Consider the following 20,607-nt stretch of genomic DNA (forward strand, 5'->3'; position numbering starts at 1 on the left):
TCTCTTCGTCTACGGATTGAAACCTAGGCTTTCGGGAGCGCATCAGCGAGCCTCCAGCTCATCAAGAATGCCACTCATGGCCTGAACGTTCTGCAGCATCTTGTCGGCATATTGCTGCGAATGCTTGTTCCATTCCTGCATTCGCTCATCCACCTGCTGATGCACCTCATCACGATATTCGTGCAACCAGTTCTCGGCCTGCTTCTCGATTGCCTCAACCTGCTGACGGAGAGAGTTCCCCAGCGCCTCAAACTGCTTTTGTACCGACTCGAGGAACTGCTCCTGGTGATCGCCGAGCTCACTGAAGCCCGTTTGCGCCAGCTTCGCGGCTTCGTTCATTCGGCTTGTTGTATCAGCGAGGCTTGCCTGAAGCGTCTCTAGATGGGAAACCTGCTGTGAAAGCATTTTGGCAACCTCAGAGTTCTGCCCACCGAGTGCCTCGATTCGCTCGAGCGTTCCTCCCATCTGTTCGCCAAGCACCTCGGCGGATTGAGTCAGGTTGGTGGCCAATACACCGAGGTGGTTGGCGCTGTTATCCAGGTGACGGCTGCTCGTCGTAACCGCCTCTCCCACAGACTCGAAACGCTCAAGAAGGCTGCGATGCCTTTCGGCCATTTCACGGCTCTGCTCCTGGGCCTGCACTGTAGCTTTGGATATCTCGGTCAGCAGGGCCCGCTGCTCCTCTGCCAATGCATTGATGTGCTCATTGAATCGGGCCCGCTGCGCTTCTTCACGTTGCTCGGTGGCGGCCTGGTGAGCATCCAAGCGATCACCCAGGTTGCTCAATAGCGATTCCATTCCCTCATTCAGCTTTTGCTGACGTTCCTCAGCGACCGAGGACAATTGTTGGATCTGGTGACTGAACTCGCCTGCTTGCTGGCTCGACAGTTCTGCTTGTTGGGCCCGCTGTGTCTCCATTGACTCCATGATGGAAGCCACCTGTTCGCTCATGCCTGATACGGCACCATTCACTTGAGCAGCCGCCCGCTCCATGATTTCCCCTTGTTCACGGCCGGCGCTCGACACGCCACCCATGAATTCTTTTACAAGGGCCTCCATCGCATGCGTCGACTGTTTGCTGGTCGTGTTCACCAGCGTTTCGATCGCCGGCCCCATGATGTTGTTTAGGGTGTCGCTCAGGGCATGCTGCATGCTGTCGGTCAGCCCATTGAGCGTCTCCTGCATCCGATCACCAATCCGCTCATGAAGCTCTTGGAGAGACTCCTTGCTCTCTCGTGTGTTGTCGGAAATCTGCACGAGTGAGTACTCGGCCGGTAGCCGAGGGTAGAGAAAATCAATCTGGTACTGGACATCACGGATTTGCGCTAAGGCAAACCTCTCCATCAATTTCTCGATGAAGTTAAAAACAAAACTGAATAACACACCCCAAACGGAGGTCATGAAGGCTACGGCAGCCCCAGCTATCAGCGCCGTGATGCCGCCGCGAATCTCGTCGACGTTTTGAAAGTCACCGTTGGCTCCAAGATTTGCCAAACCAATGGTCAAACCCACAAAAGTACCGAGAACGCCGACCGCGACAAGAAAGCTCGGCATGGCTGCCAACAACCGACTTCCGGTCAGCCCCGGCGCCAGACTGTTGGCGTTAAAGAAATGCTCTGCATCTAGCGTGTTGAAGACGTGATGGTTGTCAACAGAGCTGACCAGACTCTCATCGAATTCACGCCACAACTTCCCAATGTTCAGCACGTCAAGGTCGAGTGCCTTTTTCAAGGTTTCACGACGCGAGGCGGCAAGGGTTTCTTTGCTCTGCCCGGCCAGTAGGCTTTTCAATGCATTCAATCGATCCCGAAAATGCTGAATGTGGCGCACGAGGAAGAAAAGCCCCAGCGAGAACATTCCGTACATCACGATCCAGAAAAGAGCGCTCAGAGCTCCGGCATGTTCCGTCAACGCTACTGTGCTTTGCCCCTCGTCTGAGGTCTGCCCCATGTTGGCTATGGCAGCGAACAAGTCAGCAAAATTCGGTATCAGGTGTTGCAACAGGTCCAGCATTGGTATTGCCGCTCCATCGGTCTTATGAGGTAGGGGTGGAAGTTCGGTAGCGTGCGGGCGCTATCACGTCGCTGAGTTCGCTTCAGACGGCTCGGCAGACTCGGTAACTTCTCGATGCGAAAGCTCGAGTTCCGCCTTCTGAACTAGGTGAGCGGGCAGCTCGTCTTTAACCGAAACGCCGAGCTGCTTGAACTCGCTCGCCTGCTTGATGAGGTTGCCGCGGCCATCGAGCAACCGATCCCTCGACTGGCTGTAAGCGTCCTTGGCCTTGTCCAGGTGCTTGGCGATGTCTTCAAAGCTTTCGAGGAAAAGGCGCAGCTTGTTGTAAACCTTGCCGGCCTTGTCCGCGAGCTCAGCGGTGTGCTTGTTCTGATTTTCGAATCGCCACAGCTGCCGGACGATGTTCAGGCTGGTCAGCAAGGTGGTCGGGGTCGCGACCAGAACGTTCTTCTCCAGCGCCTTCTGGAAAAGCGTCTCATCACCTCGCAGTGCCTCGACGAAAGCCGATTCGATCGGGATGAACATGAAGACCATGTCCGGTGAATTGAACCCGGGCAGGTCCTGGTACTGGCGATCCGCAAGTTCCTTGATGCGATCGGAGATCGACTGAACGTGCTCTTTAAGCCGAGCGGCGCGAACCCCTTCCTCCTCGGCATTGACGTAGTCCGTGTAGGCATTCAGAGAGACTTTGGCATCGATAATGAGATGCCTATTGTCCGGCAGATAGACCACAGCATCGGGGCGTGACCGACCGTTCTCGGTATTCACGCTCACCTCCCGCTCATAGTCGATGCCCTTTCTCAGCCCCGACCGATCGAGGGCGTTCTCGAGGATTAGCTCACCCCAGTTGCCCTGCTTCTTCTTTTCGCCACGAAGCGCCGTGGCGAGATTGTGGGCCTCTGCCGTCATTTGCTGATGCATCGTCTGGAGCTGCTTCAGCTCCTGGCGCATTGCAGCCTGCTGCTGCGTTTCGTGATGATGCACCTCGTCGACGCGTTTGCGGAAACCGTCTATCTGTTCGCGGAACGGTTTGAGGAGGTCGTTGAGAGATTCCTGGCTCTTGTTGGCAAAGGCCTTGCCTTTGGCCTCGAGGATCTCGTTTGCCAGGTTCTGAAACTCGGACTTCAGGGCAACCTTGTTCTCCTCCAACTGACGAAGCTGTTCGCGGTAATGCTTGTCTCGCTCGGCATGGCTAGTCTTTAGCTGGGCCAGCTCTTCGGCGATCTCGTGGCGTGCCTGCTCGATCGTTTCTCTTTTGCGAACCTCGGCAACCAGTTCTTCTTTGAGCTCCTCAAACCGCTTTTCATCTCGCTGGGCCTGCTCCTTCCCGGCCTGGAGGTTGGACTCGGCCGCGGACAGCGTCCGCTCACGTTCGGAACGAACCTCCTGCTCCTTTTCGAGACGCTCGACAAGGGTTCGATTTTCGGCCGTCTGTCTCTCCAATCGCTCACGAGCCGTCGACAGTTGCTCATCCGAAACCGCTGCCTTCTTCTCAAGCTCCTGCAGCTGAAGCTGAGCCTCTTTGTACTCAGTCGACCGCGCCTCGAGGTCGGCAGCAAGCTGGGAAACCTCCTGCTCCTGCCGCTCGATTCGCGCCTCATGCCTAGCCAGCCGGCGACTCACTTGAAGGCGTGCCGCAAGATAGCCAACCGCTAAGGAAAAGACCGAAAAAGCCCCAATCTGGAACGCGATGTCCATATCCACTCCTTGTTCGTTATTGGTTCTCGAGTGAGATGCTCGCCACCTATGTCCACAGCACTTTCCGCTTCGACGTGACACTCACTCTCGCCGCGTCCACTCAGCGCTTTAATGGCAAGCGTCGATGGCTGTCGAGAAGCGCGACGAATTATCTACATTTTTGCGAAAACCGGTTACCCACTTTCGGCGCAACGAGGAGGCAGGAGGCTGATCCGCAGCCGTTGTGAGAGCGAATCGATCTCGTCGTGGGACAACGTTTCCCAAAGGTATTCAACGAGATCCTCTTGCCTTGCCTGGCCGAAAACCATCCGGTAAACCGCCAGCGATCGCTTAAGCATCTGAAGGCGCTGATAGTCGCGACTCAGCGGCAGCCGCGGCACATGCCGTTCAATATGGGCGCCATCGGCAAGGGGGTAGGTCCAAAAAGGTACCAACCCACGACCACTACCCGCGTCATCCACTTCGGCCGCACGAAACATTCTCCACCAGGGATCACCCGCTCCATCGCGCAGCAAATCCCCATATTTAGCCGCGATGTTCTTCCGCACCGCATGATTCTTGTAGCGATGCACCCGCCCCTCACGCTGCTCCATATCCACCGGGTTGGCCGGCAGGTTCCAGTGCATCACCGCATGGCAATACGGATGGAAATCGAGGCCCTCCTGCCCCACGGACGTGGTGACCAACAGGAAAGGCCAGAACGGTGAGTTGAAGGCATCCCTGACGTGCTGTTCTCGCAGATCCCGGCCATCCTCACGCTTCTCGTTGCCAAACCGAAGTGCAAAGTGGGTTCGCAGCGACCGGCTGTCTCCATCGATCGTGATATCGGACCCCGTCTGCTCAACCGCCTTCCAGCGGGAACCACTAGTGATCAACTCGAGACCGCTGCGCGCCACATCAGCGACTTCGTCGCCGGCCGTTTCCGTGCTGGCATCACGCAGGCCACGAGATTCCACCAGTAGGTGCAGAAACTCGTCGAGAACGGCCTGAAGTCCGCCATCGAATGAGTACCGCAACACCTGCCGCCAGTAAGGTTGCTGACCACCGAACATGCGAATCAGCGCCATGGCTTCAGGTTGGTTGAGCAGCTTGCGAAAGCCCCAGGAAAGCTTCGCAGCCGCATCTCGCGTCTCGGTAGAGGCGAGCCCGTCACCATTGCCGACGACTCTGGATAGGGATCTCAGGCAGGTAACCCCCGGCGCGGCGAGTGCCATATCCGTGATCACATCGATCAAATCGGCTGGAGGACGACCCAACAGCTCTCGCTCTCCATCGTTATCCAGGAGATTTTTGAGTTGCTCAGCATGGTCCGGGAATGATGAAGGCAACGATTCGACATCGTCGTCGCCACCCACCCAGACCTGAGCCAGGGCCTTGCCATCCTCTGAGCCACCTCGACTCAGCCAGGCCGTCGCCGCCTCACCATTATCCTCCTGATCAAGCAGCACAGGTGTGGCCCAGTACCATCGCTTGTCCTCTTGGCCGGATTCCCCACTCGTTTCCTCGAGGATCGGCTCCAAGGCCTGCTCGACCCGCCCACGGACCAGCGCGCGAAACTCCTCTTTGGGCATGCGGTATCCGGCTTTCTCGTGCGGAACATCGAGTGGATCACCAAGACGGGCGAGAGAGAACGACGGGTAGAGAAGCGCCAGCGCCGGCATGCCGGTCAGGCGCCCGTCGCGGCGCTCAAAATCAAAAAGGCGTCCGTACCGCTTCCTGGCTTCGGACGTGTTGCTCGGCCGATCCTTGAACTCCTGGAAGATCAATCGCTCGACCTCGTAACTCACCAGCGCAGAGATCACCCGTGGAACAACCGTCCAGCTCGAGAAAATCAGCCGCTTGGTCGGACTGTGATCGGCCGCCTGTGCAAACACGCCACCGAGCTCGTAATACGGTGCCGAGGGTGGCATCCACAGCAGGCGCCAGACTCCCGATTCCCTGACATCCTCGAGAAGGCTCTCGATCCGGGCATTGACGGGTTCGAGGCGCCGATAGGCCTCGATATCGCTTGGAGACAGAAGGAGGTTGCGACTCGCCTTCAACGTGGCAACGACCGATGGCTTTCGACTGTCCTCTAGGGACCGCTCGAATTCTTCCTTGAACTTGTACGCTTCCATGAAGTTCAGGAGATAGGCACCCGACTTCCAATACTCGGTAACATCGCCACCGCCGAGAATCCTGGAAAGCTTTTGCAGGGAGACGTAGCGCTGGACATCGGGTGTCGACAGACGGAGCTGTCGCCCCTCGACGTCCTTGAGCATGTCGTCCGCCCCTTCGCCGATTGCGAGGCGCTCGGTACGGACCATGTAGCGACGCAAGGCCGCCTCCAAGGCCTCCTTGGCTGCGAAAAGTGCCTGATCATCCCCATCGGCGAGCCGATACATGGCATCGCGGTAGTTCTCGATCAGCCGCGAAAACGACTCACCCTTGCCCTCTCCGTTCTCGAGAAATTCGAGCGTGGCGAGAAAGTCCTGATAGTGATCCTCCTCGCCCCGCTCGTCGTGCAAGGTGTACATCTTGTATGGCGTGGCCGACAGCAGGAGCGTTCTTACCCGGTTATCGCCATTGGCATAGTCGAAGAGTTTGCCCGCCAGGCTCGAGGAGTCGGTGGCGTCGCCCAGGAGATCCTTGAACCGCTGAAACTCGTCCAGAATGATCAGGTCCGGTTCAAGGGCACTCACACACGCCCTGGCAAGCTGCTCCCGCAGTTCCCCGATGACCACCTCGCGCTCTTTCCGGACGCTACCTGGCAGATCTCCATGCGGAGTCGTATTGCCCTCGTCGTCGTGGAAAGCCGGGTCCATGCAAAGCGCGAGCAACCTGCTGCGCAAATGCACGACGTCTTCGTAAGCCGTAAGGGTTCCGAGGAAACGGTCCCGGATCGCGGGATCGATACCGGCAGCACGTTCCTGCCAGCCGAGCCCGGTCACGCCCTCGCGCCATTGGTCCCAGTCGTTCACAGTGCCCTGCAGTACTCGAAGTAATGAGATCTTCGGTAGGCTCCAGTCATCCTTGAGCAGCCAGAAAAGCAGCTCCCGCTCCTGGCGAATGCCCATAGCGGAACGCAGATTCAGCGAAGTACTGGGCGTGAACGAGATGAAGTTGATCTTCTGCGCGGGATCCTGACGGGTGATGGGCAACAAGGTGATCCGCGAGGCGTGCTCGAAATCCCGTTGTTTCGTGATGTTGAGCCGGTTGAGGTTCTGCCGTGCGATGTCGGCATTGGAGCAGATGTACACGACGTCAATGCGGCCGACCTCATCCCAGAGGTGCTCCACGGCCTTGGCGACAACACCACGCGCCACCATGGTCTTGCCCAGCCCGACCTCGTCGGCGACAAGAAACCGATGGACGTGGTCAGGATCCGTATAGAGCCGACGAAAGACGTACTCGACCGTGTCTCGCTGAAACGGCTTTAGTCGGTTCAGGACCGCCCGAACTTCTGAGGTTTCAAACTGGCTATCCATGCCGCCTAAGCGTCTCCCTCGTTTGCCAGATGGGCTCCCACACCTCCTGGAACGCCGTTGGAATGAGGTCTGCCCCCTTGTCGGTACGACGCAACTCCTCAACCACCTTTGCTACCTGATCCAGCCGCTCCGGGTCACGGTCCAGCGCTTTGAGGAGCGTTTCCAGCATAGGAATTTGTCCGCCTCCACTGCCGCGCCCCTGGGCACTAGAACTGAGCATGCCGTGCATCTCGTGAAGATCTCGAGATGCTTCCGGGATATCGGCAAGCATCATCAAGAGCAGCCGAAAGAAAGCCGCCCTATTCTCGACGATCGAGCTCAGCAACTCCTCGAAACGGTGGTCAGGTTCCCCCTCGATAGGCAGGCGGAGAACGAACTGCGACCGGGCGCTTAGACCGCTTTCTTCCGCGGTGATATCTACGACGAGAAATGCCGAAATCGCCTCGATCGAGATCTCGCCAAAATCGGCGACAGGGTCACCCCCCGGATCAACCTGCTGGAGCGACTGCTGAGAGAGCGTCACCGGTCGAACCTTGATGTGCCACCCGACGTCCGCCTCGGGGAGAGCCCCCTCAAGCCGAAACTGGTAGCGACCTTCCTGCCGCCCCGGGGTAACACTCAGGCAAAGCTCGGTCCCGGCTAGCTCTCTGCGGTAATTCCCCACGCGCTCTTCAAGTTTTTGTTGATCGCTTTGGTCCGCCTTCTCGGTTGTCGATGGAACATACTTGCGAAAGAGGTCACGGAAGCCGTTGGATCCGGCTTCCTGACTCAGGAAAACGGGAATGCCCATCCGCTTGCGATCACCAACGAGCTCCACCAGGAACTCGACATTGTTGCAGAACGCCGCCGTGGTGGCATTGGCGGACCCGGTCCATAGCCTTGCCTTCGCACCCTCGTCAACGAGGTAGAACTTGGCATGAAGCCCCGACAACATATCGGCCCCATCCGCCTCGGCCTTCTCGACCTCCACCTGTTCGGGGTTCGCCTCCTCGGCCAGAATCAAGGTGTCGTTAAACGTTTCGAGGAGGTCCTGCTCCACCGCTTCCGCCGAATCGAGACGGGTCGCCAAGGTGATCTGCCGTTCTTCCGGCCGGAGCCGCGCAAGGAACTCTTCCGCGAGAAACGGAGATGTCACGAGCAACGGAGACCTCGAATCCACAAAATCGGGGATGGGCGCAGAGCGTGTGCCGATGGGCCAGAACCGCATGCGCTCGACGCCGGGAGGCGGATCGAAGACGATCTCTCGGAGATCGTCCTGCATCGTCTGAACCTCTCTGATCCACTCAGGCGATACCGTCGCGGTAGTCATTGCGGGAAGCGCTCCGAGGAAATCAATCAACGGCTGATTGATCGAGGGGTCACGTTCGGAATCTCCAACTCGGCCATCCAGAACGAGTGCCGTATCCCAAGAACGATCGAAGGTCAGGTTGCGACTCAGGCACAGGAAGCGGTAGAGGACTTCGTCACCCTCCCCTTTGTAGCGAAGCAACCAGATTTTCGGGTGAAAGACGCCTCCCTGAGGCGAGTGGACGGGGAACACCGATCCTTCCAGGTAAGCGAACATTGACTCGCTCCTGGGCGGCACATGGATTTCCCCTGCCTGACAGAAGATCGCCATCCGATTGGCATATTCACGCACCGATCTGAGGAGGGCGAGCGGGTCTGGCCGGCGTGTTTCTTCGTCTTCCTGCCAATCAAAAAACGTGAATGCCAGCGGCGCCGTGAGTAGCGCATGCAGATCCAGTGAATAGGTCGTACCGATCGCGCGATCCAGTTGATGGCCGACCGGTGGCTTGAGACTCTCGAGCAGAAGCTGCCTATCCTGCGGCTCGAGCATGTCCTTGCTCCTCTGCAATTCCCTCGTGAATGTCTCGCAGCAGGGTTTTCACGGTCTCCCAGCGGAAGGTGAGCTGGTCTGCCCCGAGGTTTCCCGACCACAATTCGAGCGCTCGGCGATTCACCAACCGAGCGAGATTCTTCTTCAAGGCTTCTTCGCGCTTTCGAATCAAGTCTTGAGCGACAGCGTTTAAGAGCAGATCGCGTGGCTGCGTTGACTGAAGAACCAGGTCAAACCATTGATCAATGAACTGTCTGGTTCGATTCGTCTCCGCAAGCCGTGGATTGTCCTTGGCCACGTAATCCCAAAATTCATCCCGCCTGCGATCCCACTCAGCCAAGCTGTCGCGACGCTCGATGACCACCCCTGCCCAATCGTGGAAGTGTTTTTCTGACTGCTCGATCTGTTCATGCCAGCCCCCAGGCAATTCCGACGCGGCTCGCTTAGCCAACATGCAGTCATAGAGAAGCCGCGCACCGTGGGTCAGGAGGGAAAAGTTGCTGGCATGCATGAGCTCGTCTTTGAGCCGACCGGGGGACACGTGGTCATCGGAGAGCAAGTCCCACGGGAACGCCATATCTCCAAAGGGAACGTCTGGCCTGTCGATGAGATATGCCAATAAAGTACCCGGCACCGTCTCACGAACGCGGTCTTTCAGGTATCTCGCCTCGGTTTGGGTGAGAGCCATAGAAAGGTTTTTTGGATAGTCCTTAGGGAGATCTGGTAGACCTCCATGCCAGTTCGCCATAGCAGCCGAACACGCCTCTTCATCTTGAGAATGAGCGGAAATCGGCGGACCGTTCTCGGCCAGATGCCGCGCATATGCATCCTGGGAGCCCTCGAAGAGACGAATCCCCCATCGCTTGAGCCCCTGCCAATAGACACTTCCTGGGAGACGCTGAACGCTTTTGCCGGAACTCGCACCGATCACACCGTCAGTGTCGGAAGAGTGACTCAAGGGGTGAATAAGGCTGACTTCCTCGGACCGAATCCAATCCCGAATCGTGGCTGGATCCCTCGTCCGCTTCTGGCGCAATTTTGCTTCGACACGTAGATGGCACCACGGCACCAGAAGGAAGTACCGCGCTCGCGTCTGGATGGTCGAGGTGCCCGGGAACAGCAGATTGGATATGGCATCCCGAACCGTGCCGATACCCAGCTCGTCTCGGGTACCGGGCTCGTTCAACGCCTGCACGGCATTCAACATCTGCCGCCGCTCGGTTTCGGAATAATCCAGCCAGGAAAACGAAGAGGCCACTGTCAGCACCCCCCTGAACCTGACAAAAAATCAGACGTCCCTTGGGAACCAGCACGAGCGTGGGATTGCTCCCTTTCAAAGACAGCGGCTTGCAGTGTCCTTGGGCGGCACCGACGTGATAGGGGTATTCGCCCGCATACTTCCATTGGTGGCACTAACCAGTTCACTTCTACCCATCCCTCCTTGGCGGACCGTCTTTCGATCGACGTCAAATCATCGGCAGGCTAACAAAATTCGAGAGCCCGCATATGTTCGCTTGTCTCGACTATCCATAAGTCACCAAGCGTGACTGTCCACAGAACCGTATGGGCATCATGCGACAGTTAACGTCGCAGGGAACACAGCACCGCCTTCCGGCACCCAGCCGTGGCGGCGCAATAAACTCAGGCAAAAATTTCCACCCTCTCTTCTCACACAGGCCCACCTGATGCGACAAAACCTGTCGCGGCTATCCGGCATAGTGCTTTCCCAACCGACGAACGGAGAAAGCGAACATGCCTTTTAAGCTCAGTCGTCACCGAATCCCCAACTTTCGCAACTCGGCAAGTGAAGCACTCACCCCCTTGGAGCTATCCGATCCCGAGCTTCACTGGTGCCTAGACCTTCTCGTCGCACACGGTGATCTGAAGGGCTTCGTCGAGGAGTTCGGCGGTTGGTCAGACGCCTCCGTGGCTTCGGCCCTGGGCTTACCCCCTGCCGAAGAGTTTGAAATGGATCCCGACCAGATGCGTCGCAGCGTAAGCGCCCGCTATCGCGAAGTGCGCGCGCATCGGAACAACCTCGAGCTGCCGGACGAGCTTGCCATCAACCTTGCCAAACTGGCCGAGTTGATCGGTCTCGACGAGACCGAACAGCTCATCCTTGCCTTCACGGTCATTCTGCACGGCGGCTCAACACTCACCGCTCTGGCATCCCAAGGCCGGGATCACTCGAGCGCGAGTCTTTACACCACGCTGAGCGGCTTGCTCCAGATGCCGATTAACGAGGTCCGTCGAGCCTTGTCCCCCGCCGGCCTGCTTCACACGACGGGCCTCATCGAGGTGGACCGCGATGGCCAGTACAACCTGATCGGCAAGCTCGAGCTGGGCATTCGAAGCTTCAGCGAAAAGATGTTCGAACAGAACATCGAACCCGTGGACCTGTTTCGGGGCAAACTCACCACCGCCCCTTCAGGCCGCCTTGCCTCAGACGATTTTTCTCACATCGACGAGGTGCACACGCTGGTCAAGGCAGTGGTCGCTGATGCCAAGCGCCGACAACGCCAAGGCGTCAATGTGCTGCTCTACGGTGCTCCCGGCACCGGAAAGACCGAACTGAGTCGGCTCGTTGCCTCCGAAGTCGGGCTTGAAGCCTTCGAGGTGGCGATCGAATCGAAGGATGGCGACCCCGAGGACGGGCGCCACCGGCTCCGGGCATGGCGCGCCGGGCAAGCGGTGCTAGGCAGCCGCCCTGCCCTTCTCATCTTCGATGAAGCCGAGGACATCTTCGCTTCGCATCAGCTGTTCAGCAGCTCACTTGCGCAGCGCATGAAAGGCTGGGTCAACCGGGCGCTCGAGACGAACCCCGTCCCCACGCTGTGGCTTTCGAACTCCATCAGCAGCCTGGATCCGGCCTTCGTCCGACGATTCGACCTGTTGCTCGAGGTACGCCAGCCCACCCACGACCAACGACGACGGATGGCTCAACAAATGCTCGGGGACCGAGTCGACGACGCACTCCTCGATCGGGTAGCGGCCACGGACAGCCTGAGCCCGGCAGTCCTGCAGCGGGCCGCCTCTGTCGCCCACCGCATCTCCATGCCTGCCTCACACAGCCCCGAGATGCAGCCCGCAGGCACCACGACCGACACACTGCTCGGCGACGAAAACCGGCTGATCCAGATCATGCTGGACAACACGCTCAAGGCACAGGGTGCCAAAGGGCTGAATATGGAGCCCGCGCTCGGCCTGGCTGGCCGTTACCGGCCCGAACTCGTGAACACGACCAGCGACCTTTCCCAAGTAGCCAACGGCATCGCCACGACGAATGATGCACGCCTGTGCCTCTACGGCCCGCCGGGCACCGGCAAAAGTGCATTCGGCCACTGGCTGGCCGAGAAGCTTGACCGGCGGCTAATCCTGAAGCGGGCATCTGACCTACTCGGTCCCTACGTGGGGATGACCGAACAGAACATGGCAGAAGCGTTCCGGGAAGCCGAGGAAGCGGGAGCCATCCTCCTTATCGACGAGATCGACAGCTTCCTCGCTGACCGGGCCGGCGCCACACAGCAATGGCAGGCAACGATGGTCAACGAGATGCTCACCCAGATGGAGCGTTTTCAAGGCGTGTTCATTGCCACGACCAACCGCATGAATGGCCTGGACCCTGCCACGATGCGTCGCTTCGACCTGAAGCTCGAGTTCGACTATCTCGATCACGCCCAGCGCGAGAGGCTGCTCCGCGAGACGGCTCGAAATCTCGGTGCGACCCGCGGCATCCAGAAGGCACGCGGGGAGCTTCACGACTTGCACAATCTCACGCCGGGCGATTTCGCTGCGGTTTCGCGGCGCCATCGATTCGAGCCCTTCGCCACGGCCGAGGAGCTCGTATCAGCGCTACGAGACGAGTCGCGGCACAAACCGGATGGAAGGGAGCGGCGGATCGGTTTCTGACTCGCAGAGGCCCTGAAGAACGTGCATTCGCTCCACCACATCTAAGCCCGGAAAAGGTAAGGTCACCCAGTCATCTCACTATTGGACTAGCCATGGTAGACACCGCCATTCGAAAGATTGAGATGCTCCGCCATATCCCGCGAGAGCCCAGGAAGATCTCCACCTCGGAACTACGCGCGCGGCTCGCCGCCGCGGGATTCGAGGTAACGCAACGCACCATCCAGCGCAATCTCCAGGACCTTTCCGCACACTTTCCGTTGGTAAGCGACGAGCGCAACACCCCCTACGGATGGTCCTGGTCAAAAGATTCCGCCGCAGAACCACTGCAAAGCATGGATGCCGCGACGGCCCTGACGTTCACGATGGCCGAGGAATATCTCAAGGAAATGCTTCCTATTGGCGTACTGAGCCTGATGGATCCACATTTCCGCCATGCGCACCACGTGCTCGAGTCCAATGGCAACGGATTATTCGCCTGGCGCGACAAGATTCGCCTTCTCCCACGCTCCCAGCCCCTTCAACCGCCGGAGATCGATCCGGATATTGCGAGGGTCGTGTATGACTCTCTACTGCACGACCGCCGCTTTGCGGCCACCTACAAGCCTAGAGACAGCGAGCCTCGGCAGTACATCCTGAGTCCACAGGGCCTCGCGTTTCGTGACGCCGTCACCTATCTCGTTGCCAACCACCGCGACTATGACGATGTGGTCATGTTTGCCCTCCATCGGTTTCTCGAGGCCGAAGAGACCGATCAGCCAAAGCGTGAACTTGCGGACTTCAACATCGACGACTGGGTTGGACGCGGCGGGTTTGACGCCGGTCAGCATGAGAAAACAATCCGGCTCGTTGCTCGCTTTTCTTCGGGAGCGGGTAAGCACCTATTCGAAACCCCAGTCGAGGGACAGCGCTCGCTGACGGTCTGCGATGACGCCCGGCTCGAGCTGACAGCCGACGTCCGAGATACTCACCAGCTCCGCTGGTGGCTACGAGGATTCGGCCCCGACGTGGAAATCAAATCACCGAAGCCGTTGCGTGACTGGGCGATAGAAGGCATCCAGCGGCAACTGGCGACCTATGAGACCTAGCTAGCCCCGTAAAACCAACAAACCAGCGACAGCATCCAGGAGCCCCCCATGGAAGAGGACAAGACGCAACAGAAACAAGCGGACACTCAGACCCTCGAAAAGGAACAGACGTCCGATGGTGCCAATCAGTTGTCTGTCCGGTCCTACCGGAAGGTGAGCATCTATGTGGCGGTCGTTCTTTTGATCTTGGTCTCGTGGGTCGAAGTCTTCGATCGGAAGACGGAAAGTTACATCGATCAAACACTCGTCACGGCAGTGACCAGCTTTGCATCCGCCCGAGCGATCAACGCGACGGTCTCCGTCATCAAATCGGCAGAAGTGAGTGTGCCCTTCGTTAGCGCCGACATCGGAGCCGCGCTGGATCCTATCGATGACATGGTCGAAGACTTCTCGACCGTCATGAAATTCGCCACAGCCTCGCTGGTCCTGCAAAAGATCATTATCGAGATTGTCTCTTCAACGGGCTTCAAGATCCTTCTCACGATCGGCGGTCTTTTATTTATCGCCATCCTTCGATATGGCCCATCGGGCATCACAAATACCGCTTTCAAGGTCTTCCTGACCGTTGGCCTTGTTCGATTCCTCTTGATCCTTGTGCTGGCCGCGAGCGCGATGGCAGACAACGCCTTCCTTGAAGAACAGACCGAGGCAGAAGCGCAGAAGCTGGCCCAGCAATCCAACCAGTTCCAGGCGGCCGAGTCCGAAATCGACCTATCTGCCGAAGAGAAAGCAACGCTCGAGGCAAGGCTGACCGAGGCCGAGTCCGCAAAACAGCAGGCAATGACAGCCAGCCAGGAACTGGCCACCAAACTCGAAAAGGCGCGTGATGAACTGACAGCGGCTCAGGAGAGAGTCGAGAGGCTTGACGAGGGCCGGTCGACCATGGACGCGATCAATTTCATGAAAGACACCCCGGAGTACGACAAAGCCGAGGGGGCCCGTGATCAAGCGGCAGACAAGGTCGAGCAACTGTCCAGCCGAATGGACGCTCTTAATGACCAAATCGAGGAATATGCCGAGGAAGCACAAGACATCCGGGCCATCCTCGCGGGCAAGGATGGATCGTTCATGAGTTCGGTGTCCCGAAAGATGTCAGCCATCAAAGATTCACTGAGCCTCGATAACATCGGTCAACTGGCTGACGATTTCATCGACTCCTCGATTCGGCTCATCAGCCTGTTCGTGCTCAAGACGATCGCCCTGCCGCTGCTGTTCCTCTACCTCGGCATCAAGGCCTTCCAGGCGATTTGGCGCGTTGATCTCGCCAACTTCGCCCAGGAGAAATACCAGGAAGGGCGGCAAAAGCTCAAGGACCACCGTCGGCCCAAAGCCGACGCTGTGACAAGCTCCGAGTGAGCCACGTCTCGGGCAACTAGGCCGACACTGTGAAAAGGCAAGCCATTACCGGCTTGCCTTCCTTTTTTGGTGATCCCAATGCGAAGAACAAGTATCACTCACCCACTACGTATCGCCACTATCCAGCGACCTGGCAGCGGAACAATCGGGCTGACCTTCTGCCCGGGAAAACAGGATCCAAACGCGATGACAGGTACATGGGAGCGCGATCTCGACACGGACCTCAAGGCAATCCGCACTTGGGGTGCCACGACACTGGTCACGTTGATGGAAAACCACGAGTTGGAATCCCTGAAGGTTGGCCACCTAGGAGAGCGAACCAAGGCACATGGCATGACGTGGCTCCACCTTCCAATCCAGGATGTATCCATTCCCGACGAGCGGTTCGAGCGGGCATGGCCGGCTGCACGTAACGCGATCTTGTCGAAGCTGGACGTGGGCGAATCGGTGGTGGTGCATTGCCGTGGAGGCCTTGGTCGAACCGGGTTGGTCGTAGGCCTTCTGATGACGGCCTCTGGTGTACCCGCCGCCGACGCCTTGCGACAAATTCGAGCGGTCCGCCCAGGTGCAGTCGAAACCACGGAACAGGAACGCTATCTATTCGACACCTAGGGTGTCCGCGGTCACCTGTCACAAAAACCGATTTCGTGTCACAAAAGCTTATCCGTTTGTTTTTTCATTGTTTTTTGACTCCGATTTCGCGCATCAGAGTCCGGTAAAATGAGGCGCACCCAGTCCGAAAACACCTCGACCACTATGACCACTCCCCCAACCCTAGCCATGTACTCGGCGCTGCAGCGTGCCTTCGATCACTTCAACGAGCGGCTGTTTGGTAATGAGTTGCCCGCCTGCTTGATCACGCTCCGCAGTTCCCGGCGACAGCGCGGCTACCACCACGCCGAGCGGTTCGTCTCGGCCGAAGGCACCGTCATTCACGAGCTCGGTCTGCACCCGGGGCATTTCACGCTCCAACCACTCGAAGTCTCGCTCTCGACACTGGTCCACGAGATGGTCCACCACTGGCAGGAATGCTTCGGCAAGCCGAGTCGGTCCAACCATCACAACCGCGAATGGGTGGCAAAGATGGAAGCCATTGGCCTAGTGCCCAGCGACACCGGTCTGCCGGAGGGCAAGCAGACCGGGCGGCGAGTGAGCCATTACATCGAACCGGAAGGTGCATACGCCAAGGCCTGCACGGACCTGCTTGCCGAGGGCTTCACCCTGCCCTGGTTCGACCGTCATGCCCCGGTCGAACCGGAGTCAGTCAAGCGAGTGCGCGAAGAACTGGCCGAACAGGGATTGGATATCGCGACGAGCGAGGCCCCGGTTGAAACGATCCAGCTTCCCGAAGAGGCTGGCAACGACACACCGACGGTCTTTTCCCCGCCCGAACCGAGACGCGACCCCAAGGTCCGGTTGGTTTGCCCACAGTGCGAAGCTCGGGCGTGGGCCAAACCGGAGACCCCACTGATGTGTGGCAGCTGCTACGAGGAAATGCTCGATCCGAGCACTCCAGCCGAAGCCTGACCAATTAGCCACGCATGGATCGCTACTTAAACGCCAAGGAGGCACACAATGTCCCAACTCGACTGCCGATTCGACGAACTCAAGACCCGCCAACGCGCCGAACGGGATGCCTACGGGGAAAATCTGGGGCTGCGGGTCCACCGTGCCTTGAGCTGGCTTCAACGGGCCGAGCTCGCCGACGACCCGGATGGTCAGTTCATCTTCCTTTGGGTGGCCTTTAACGCCGCCTACGCCAACGAAATTGACGGTGAGGCAGGCCGAACGCAGCAAAAAGCCTTCGGAGAATTCCTGAGAAAACTGCAGGGGCTTGATGACAAGGGACTGCTCGACCGGCTCGTCTGGCAGGAGTTTCCGAAAAGCATCCGGCTACTGCTCGACAACCGCTACGTGTTCGCAAGCTTCTGGGACTGGCAGAAGGGAAAGATCGACGCGGCTACCTGGGAAGAACGCTTCAGAAAGGGCAAGGCTGCAGCCAACGCGGCGCTGGCCAATCAGGACACGGCGACGGTGCTGGCCATTGTACTGCGTCGCACCTACATACTCCGCAACCAGATCATCCATGGCGGTGCGACTTGGAACAGCCAGGTAAACCGACGACAAGTGCATGACTGTGTTCAGCTGCTGTGTCAGCTCGTGCCCGCCGTGGTCGAGATCATGATGAATCATTCCGACACGCTCTGGGGTGATGCCAGCTATCCGGTGGTCAAGGATGTCTGATGCCGCCGACCGATCGAGCGATCATTCACTCCGAGTCGTGACCTGGAACGGCAACCTGTCCCTCGGCAAAAAGCTCGATCGACTACTGGCCCTGGAGCCCGACGTCGCCGTGATTCAGGAGTGCGAGCAATCGCTGCCTGTTCCAGCGGGTTACCGGTTCGTCTGGACGGGGAGCAACCCGCGCAAGGGCCTCGGCGTGATCTCAAAAGGACTCACCCTAGAGGTCAGCCCGCACGCCAAGTATCACTGGGCCTATTTCCTGCCCGTATCCATCGGCGAGGGTCGGCTTCGAATGCTCGCCACATGGGCATTCAATCATCGCGCGAGTCGCATTGGCCCCGGATACACGGGCAACCCGCGCGAGGTGATATCAGACTTGTCGGAATGGCTTCGCGAGGGACCCAGCGTTGTCGCGGGCGACTTCAACAACTCGACGATCTGGGACCACATCGGCAAGGCGGCCCGCTTTCGCGATATCCAGCACGACCTGGATCAACTCGGGCTGTTCAGCGCCTACCACCACCTGACCGGCGAGGCGTTCGGTCGGGAATCGAGACCGACTTACTTCCACACCAAGAATCCGGACAAGCCGTTTCACATCGACTACTGCTTCCTGCACCACACCTTGAGATGCCAGCGGGTCGAGATACCGGGATTCTCTGAGTGGAGAACATACAGTGATCACGTCCCGGTGATCACCGACCTCGAACTACCTGCCGAATCCTTGGACTGAGTATCCGGAAACATCACCAAGCCCGATGCCATGGCGCCGAGCACGCCGGCACGAGTAACCATTGCAATCAGCCCACTTGTCGCATCACGTAGTAGCTGAGTGCTGACTTGTCTTGCGCCGTCTTCGTGGTGCCGTTTTCCGTCAGCCGGTCGTATTCTGCATGGGCCTCTTCTCGCGGCATGGGGCCTGCCACACGGAAATCATCGTCCCAGTTCATACGATCCACCCCCTCGATCACCCAAAGATCCTTTGGAAAGCCAGTCTTCTTTTTCTTGCTCATACAATTGATCTCCTTTCCCGTTCCGTCTCGATCGCCTTAATCGGTCACCCAACAGAAGTTGGCCGGGTCGATCGCGCTTTCTCCATTCCATCGATAGCCCACCAGCTTGCCCGGAACGCCAGACTCGGTGTGTCCGCCAGCAATGCTGTAATCGAGGCACGCGATGTGTGGGCTCAAGGGTTCCGGCTCACCGGTAAGCCAGTAGTGGCCAACGAATAGAGGCTTGTCGCCCTCGTATCCCGGCAGGACATCCTCGGGAATGGGGTCATGCGGGATCGACTCGATCGCCTCCTCCGGCACCATGGCAAGGCTGCGGTAAGTAAGTTGTTCCTGCTCCCACCAACGGGTCCGGATGTGCCGGCGCGGGTTTTCGTCCTTGTCGAGGAACATGGCACCGCGAGGCAACGGAATTTCGAGTCCCTTGAGAACGGTTTCGGCTGCCTCGAAGCTGGACGTACCCTTCGTCGTCAGAGCGGGCCAGGCCTGCCGCTGGACACGGTTGGAACCATCCAGGTGGGGAGTCAGCTCGGCGAACGATGGCTCGTGCCAGCAGGCATGCACGACGCGCAGGCCATCGAGGTCGAGATACAACGGCAGGGTCCGAAACCAGTCGATGTGCTCCCGGTGCAGCGCACTCCCCTCGCCCACCTGCTCGAGGTAGGCGGCATGCTGGTCACGATTCTTCTCGTTGTGCGGGCGCAGGTACTCACCCGCGACATCCGGGTCCGGCGTGGCCCAGGCCACCGCGTTGAACTCGTGATTTCCCATCACGGCCAAGGCAGCACCGGTCTCGACCATGGCCTGGGCGATGCGAACCGTCTCGATCTGTTCCGGGCCGCGGTCGACGAAATCCCCGAGGAAGATCACCTGGCGCTCCGGGTGGCGCCAGACACCCTCGGTCTCGCGGTAGCCCATTTTCGTGAGCAGTTTCTTCAGGGCCGTCGCATGGCCGTGGATGTCACCGATCAAGTCGTACATTCAAGCTCCTGTCTTCTCTCCTCCGCGTGCCCACCCCCCTGAGGGTCCTCTGACTGCCAGGGGATAACGCCAACGGCCGTCACACGGCGGCCCCAGCGCGCGAGGGCACATGTCGAGGTCCCTCGCCCTGGATCGATCCATCGGTACCGATAACCACGCTCTCGCCGGGGGCGAGGAACAGCAGGTAACGCTGGATCGTGCCCCAGACGGGCAATTCGCCGCCGGTCTCCCGGTAGTGCGAACGCACCGTCTCGACCGCTTCCTCGATCACCTTGTCACGAGGGGCGAGACGCGCTTCTCTCGATAGACAAAGGTTCCGCTTGGACTCCAGGGCCGCGAGGATGACGACGCTCGTGTTCGGCCGATCGGCGCGCTTGAAGCCCGTGTCGGCGAACAGATAGGGCTGGAACGCCTCGCGCTCGGTGACGATCCAGTCCTGAGTTTCGTCGACTTCCGCCTCGTGCTCGCCGTAGTCGAGGCCCACCGCTTTGCACAATGCCTCCACGAATCCCCGGCTGTCGTACTTGAGGTCATAGTCCTTGCCCTCCAGCCCCAGTGTGTCGTCGGCTAGCACCTTATCCAATCGGTCACGGTTGGACTGGCGTACCGGCGAGTAGCCCATCGCCTTGAGGATGTCCTCCCGCGAACGCTCACGGACCTTGCTGTTCAACAGCTCCTTGAGGTTACTGGTTCTCATCGGCTACCCCCTCCAACCTGCTGGGTGTTCAGTTGTTCGACGACCGGCGCAAGATCCCGGGATTCGATCAGCTCCTGGCCGAACCAGTCGCCAAGGACCTGCTCCAGCGCGCCGTCCAGCGTCACCCCGTTCTCGATCTCGGCGATGACGCCCCGGGCAACGCGGTCGTACTCGTCGAAACAGTCATTCTCCTTGCAAGCGGTATGCATCGGGTCGGTTTCGAACAGGATCCGTGATACCTGCTGCCAGTTCATCGTGTTCGTGGTGGGTGTCATCGTGACCTCCTCTGGCTGTCTTTTCGTTGGCCTTC

16 protein-coding genes are annotated in these 20,607 nt (G+C 58.9%); 7 read left to right on the forward strand and 9 right to left on the reverse strand.

Annotated features, from left to right (window positions below):
* Positions 1-42: 42 nt before the first annotated feature.
* From zorA to LV476_RS04775, 5 genes are all read right to left on the reverse strand, one after another.
* Positions 43-2,013, reverse strand: coding sequence for an anti-phage ZorAB system protein ZorA (gene zorA, locus LV476_RS04755; RefSeq protein WP_250073947.1), 1,971 nt, complete (start codon positions 2,011-2,013; stop codon positions 43-45).
* A gap of 63 nt (positions 2,014-2,076) precedes the next feature.
* Complete coding sequence (gene rmuC / locus LV476_RS04760) at positions 2,077-3,711, reverse strand: DNA recombination protein RmuC (protein ID WP_250073949.1); 1,635 nt, start codon at positions 3,709-3,711, stop codon at positions 2,077-2,079.
* Between the two features lie 173 nt (positions 3,712-3,884).
* Complete coding sequence (locus LV476_RS04765; RefSeq protein ID WP_250073951.1) at positions 3,885-7,178, reverse strand: DEAD/DEAH box helicase; 3,294 nt, start codon at positions 7,176-7,178, stop codon at positions 3,885-3,887.
* A complete protein-coding gene (locus LV476_RS04770; protein ID WP_250073953.1) occupies positions 7,171-9,015 on the reverse strand; it encodes a phospholipase D family protein in 1,845 nt (614 codons plus the stop codon). The genes LV476_RS04765 and LV476_RS04770 overlap by 8 nt, the downstream gene beginning before the upstream one ends.
* Positions 8,996-10,282, reverse strand: coding sequence for a DUF6361 family protein (locus tag LV476_RS04775; protein ID WP_250073955.1), 1,287 nt, complete (start codon positions 10,280-10,282; stop codon positions 8,996-8,998). Before LV476_RS04775 ends, LV476_RS04770 begins: the two co-directional genes overlap by 20 nt.
* A 554-nt stretch (positions 10,283-10,836) precedes the next feature.
* Here LV476_RS04775 and LV476_RS04780 point away from each other — a divergent pair.
* From LV476_RS04780 to LV476_RS04810, 7 genes are all read left to right on the forward strand, one after another.
* Positions 10,837-12,924 (forward strand): AAA family ATPase, encoded by a 2,088-nt coding sequence (locus LV476_RS04780; RefSeq protein ID WP_250073957.1) that lies wholly within the window; start codon positions 10,837-10,839, stop codon positions 12,922-12,924.
* A 92-nt stretch (positions 12,925-13,016) separates the two neighbouring features.
* Positions 13,017-14,009 (forward strand): helix-turn-helix transcriptional regulator, encoded by a 993-nt coding sequence (locus LV476_RS04785; RefSeq protein WP_250073959.1) that lies wholly within the window; start codon positions 13,017-13,019, stop codon positions 14,007-14,009.
* A 48-nt stretch (positions 14,010-14,057) separates the two neighbouring features.
* Complete coding sequence (locus LV476_RS04790; RefSeq protein ID WP_250073961.1) at positions 14,058-15,365, forward strand: hypothetical protein; 1,308 nt, start codon at positions 14,058-14,060, stop codon at positions 15,363-15,365.
* Positions 15,366-15,551: 186 nt separating this feature from the next.
* The gene (locus LV476_RS04795; RefSeq protein ID WP_250073963.1) at positions 15,552-15,977 is read left to right on the forward strand and encodes a cyclin-dependent kinase inhibitor 3 family protein; all 426 of its coding nucleotides are present in this window, start codon (positions 15,552-15,554) and stop codon (positions 15,975-15,977) included.
* A gap of 144 nt (positions 15,978-16,121) precedes the next feature.
* A complete protein-coding gene (locus LV476_RS04800) occupies positions 16,122-16,892 on the forward strand; it encodes a SprT-like domain-containing protein (protein ID WP_250073965.1) in 771 nt (256 codons plus the stop codon).
* Positions 16,893-16,940: 48 nt separating this feature from the next.
* On the forward strand, positions 16,941-17,609 hold the full coding sequence (locus LV476_RS04805) for a HEPN domain-containing protein (protein WP_250073967.1): 669 nt from the start codon (positions 16,941-16,943) through the stop codon (positions 17,607-17,609).
* Positions 17,602-18,342 carry an endonuclease/exonuclease/phosphatase family protein gene (locus LV476_RS04810; protein WP_250073968.1) on the forward strand — a complete coding sequence of 247 codons (741 nt, stop codon included), beginning with the start codon at positions 17,602-17,604 and terminating at the stop codon, positions 18,340-18,342. The genes LV476_RS04805 and LV476_RS04810 overlap by 8 nt, the downstream gene beginning before the upstream one ends.
* A gap of 67 nt (positions 18,343-18,409) precedes the next feature.
* Here LV476_RS04810 and LV476_RS04815 read toward each other — a convergent pair whose 3' ends face one another.
* The 4 genes from LV476_RS04815 to LV476_RS04830 form a co-directional block, all read right to left on the reverse strand.
* On the reverse strand, positions 18,410-18,622 hold the full coding sequence (locus LV476_RS04815; protein WP_250073969.1) for a hypothetical protein: 213 nt from the start codon (positions 18,620-18,622) through the stop codon (positions 18,410-18,412).
* A gap of 36 nt (positions 18,623-18,658) precedes the next feature.
* Complete coding sequence (locus LV476_RS04820; protein ID WP_250073971.1) at positions 18,659-19,600, reverse strand: metallophosphoesterase; 942 nt, start codon at positions 19,598-19,600, stop codon at positions 18,659-18,661.
* A 79-nt stretch (positions 19,601-19,679) separates the two neighbouring features.
* The gene (locus LV476_RS04825; RefSeq protein WP_250073973.1) at positions 19,680-20,297 is read right to left on the reverse strand and encodes a hypothetical protein; all 618 of its coding nucleotides are present in this window, start codon (positions 20,295-20,297) and stop codon (positions 19,680-19,682) included.
* Positions 20,294-20,572, reverse strand: a complete 279-nt coding sequence (locus tag LV476_RS04830; RefSeq protein ID WP_250073974.1) for a hypothetical protein — start codon at positions 20,570-20,572, stop codon at positions 20,294-20,296. The genes LV476_RS04825 and LV476_RS04830 overlap by 4 nt, the downstream gene beginning before the upstream one ends.
* Between the last annotated feature and the right edge of the window lie 35 nt (positions 20,573-20,607).

This window comes from Guyparkeria hydrothermalis (assembly GCF_023555385.1).
In the GTDB taxonomy this organism is placed as follows: Bacteria; Pseudomonadota; Gammaproteobacteria; order Halothiobacillales; family Halothiobacillaceae; genus Guyparkeria; species Guyparkeria hydrothermalis_A.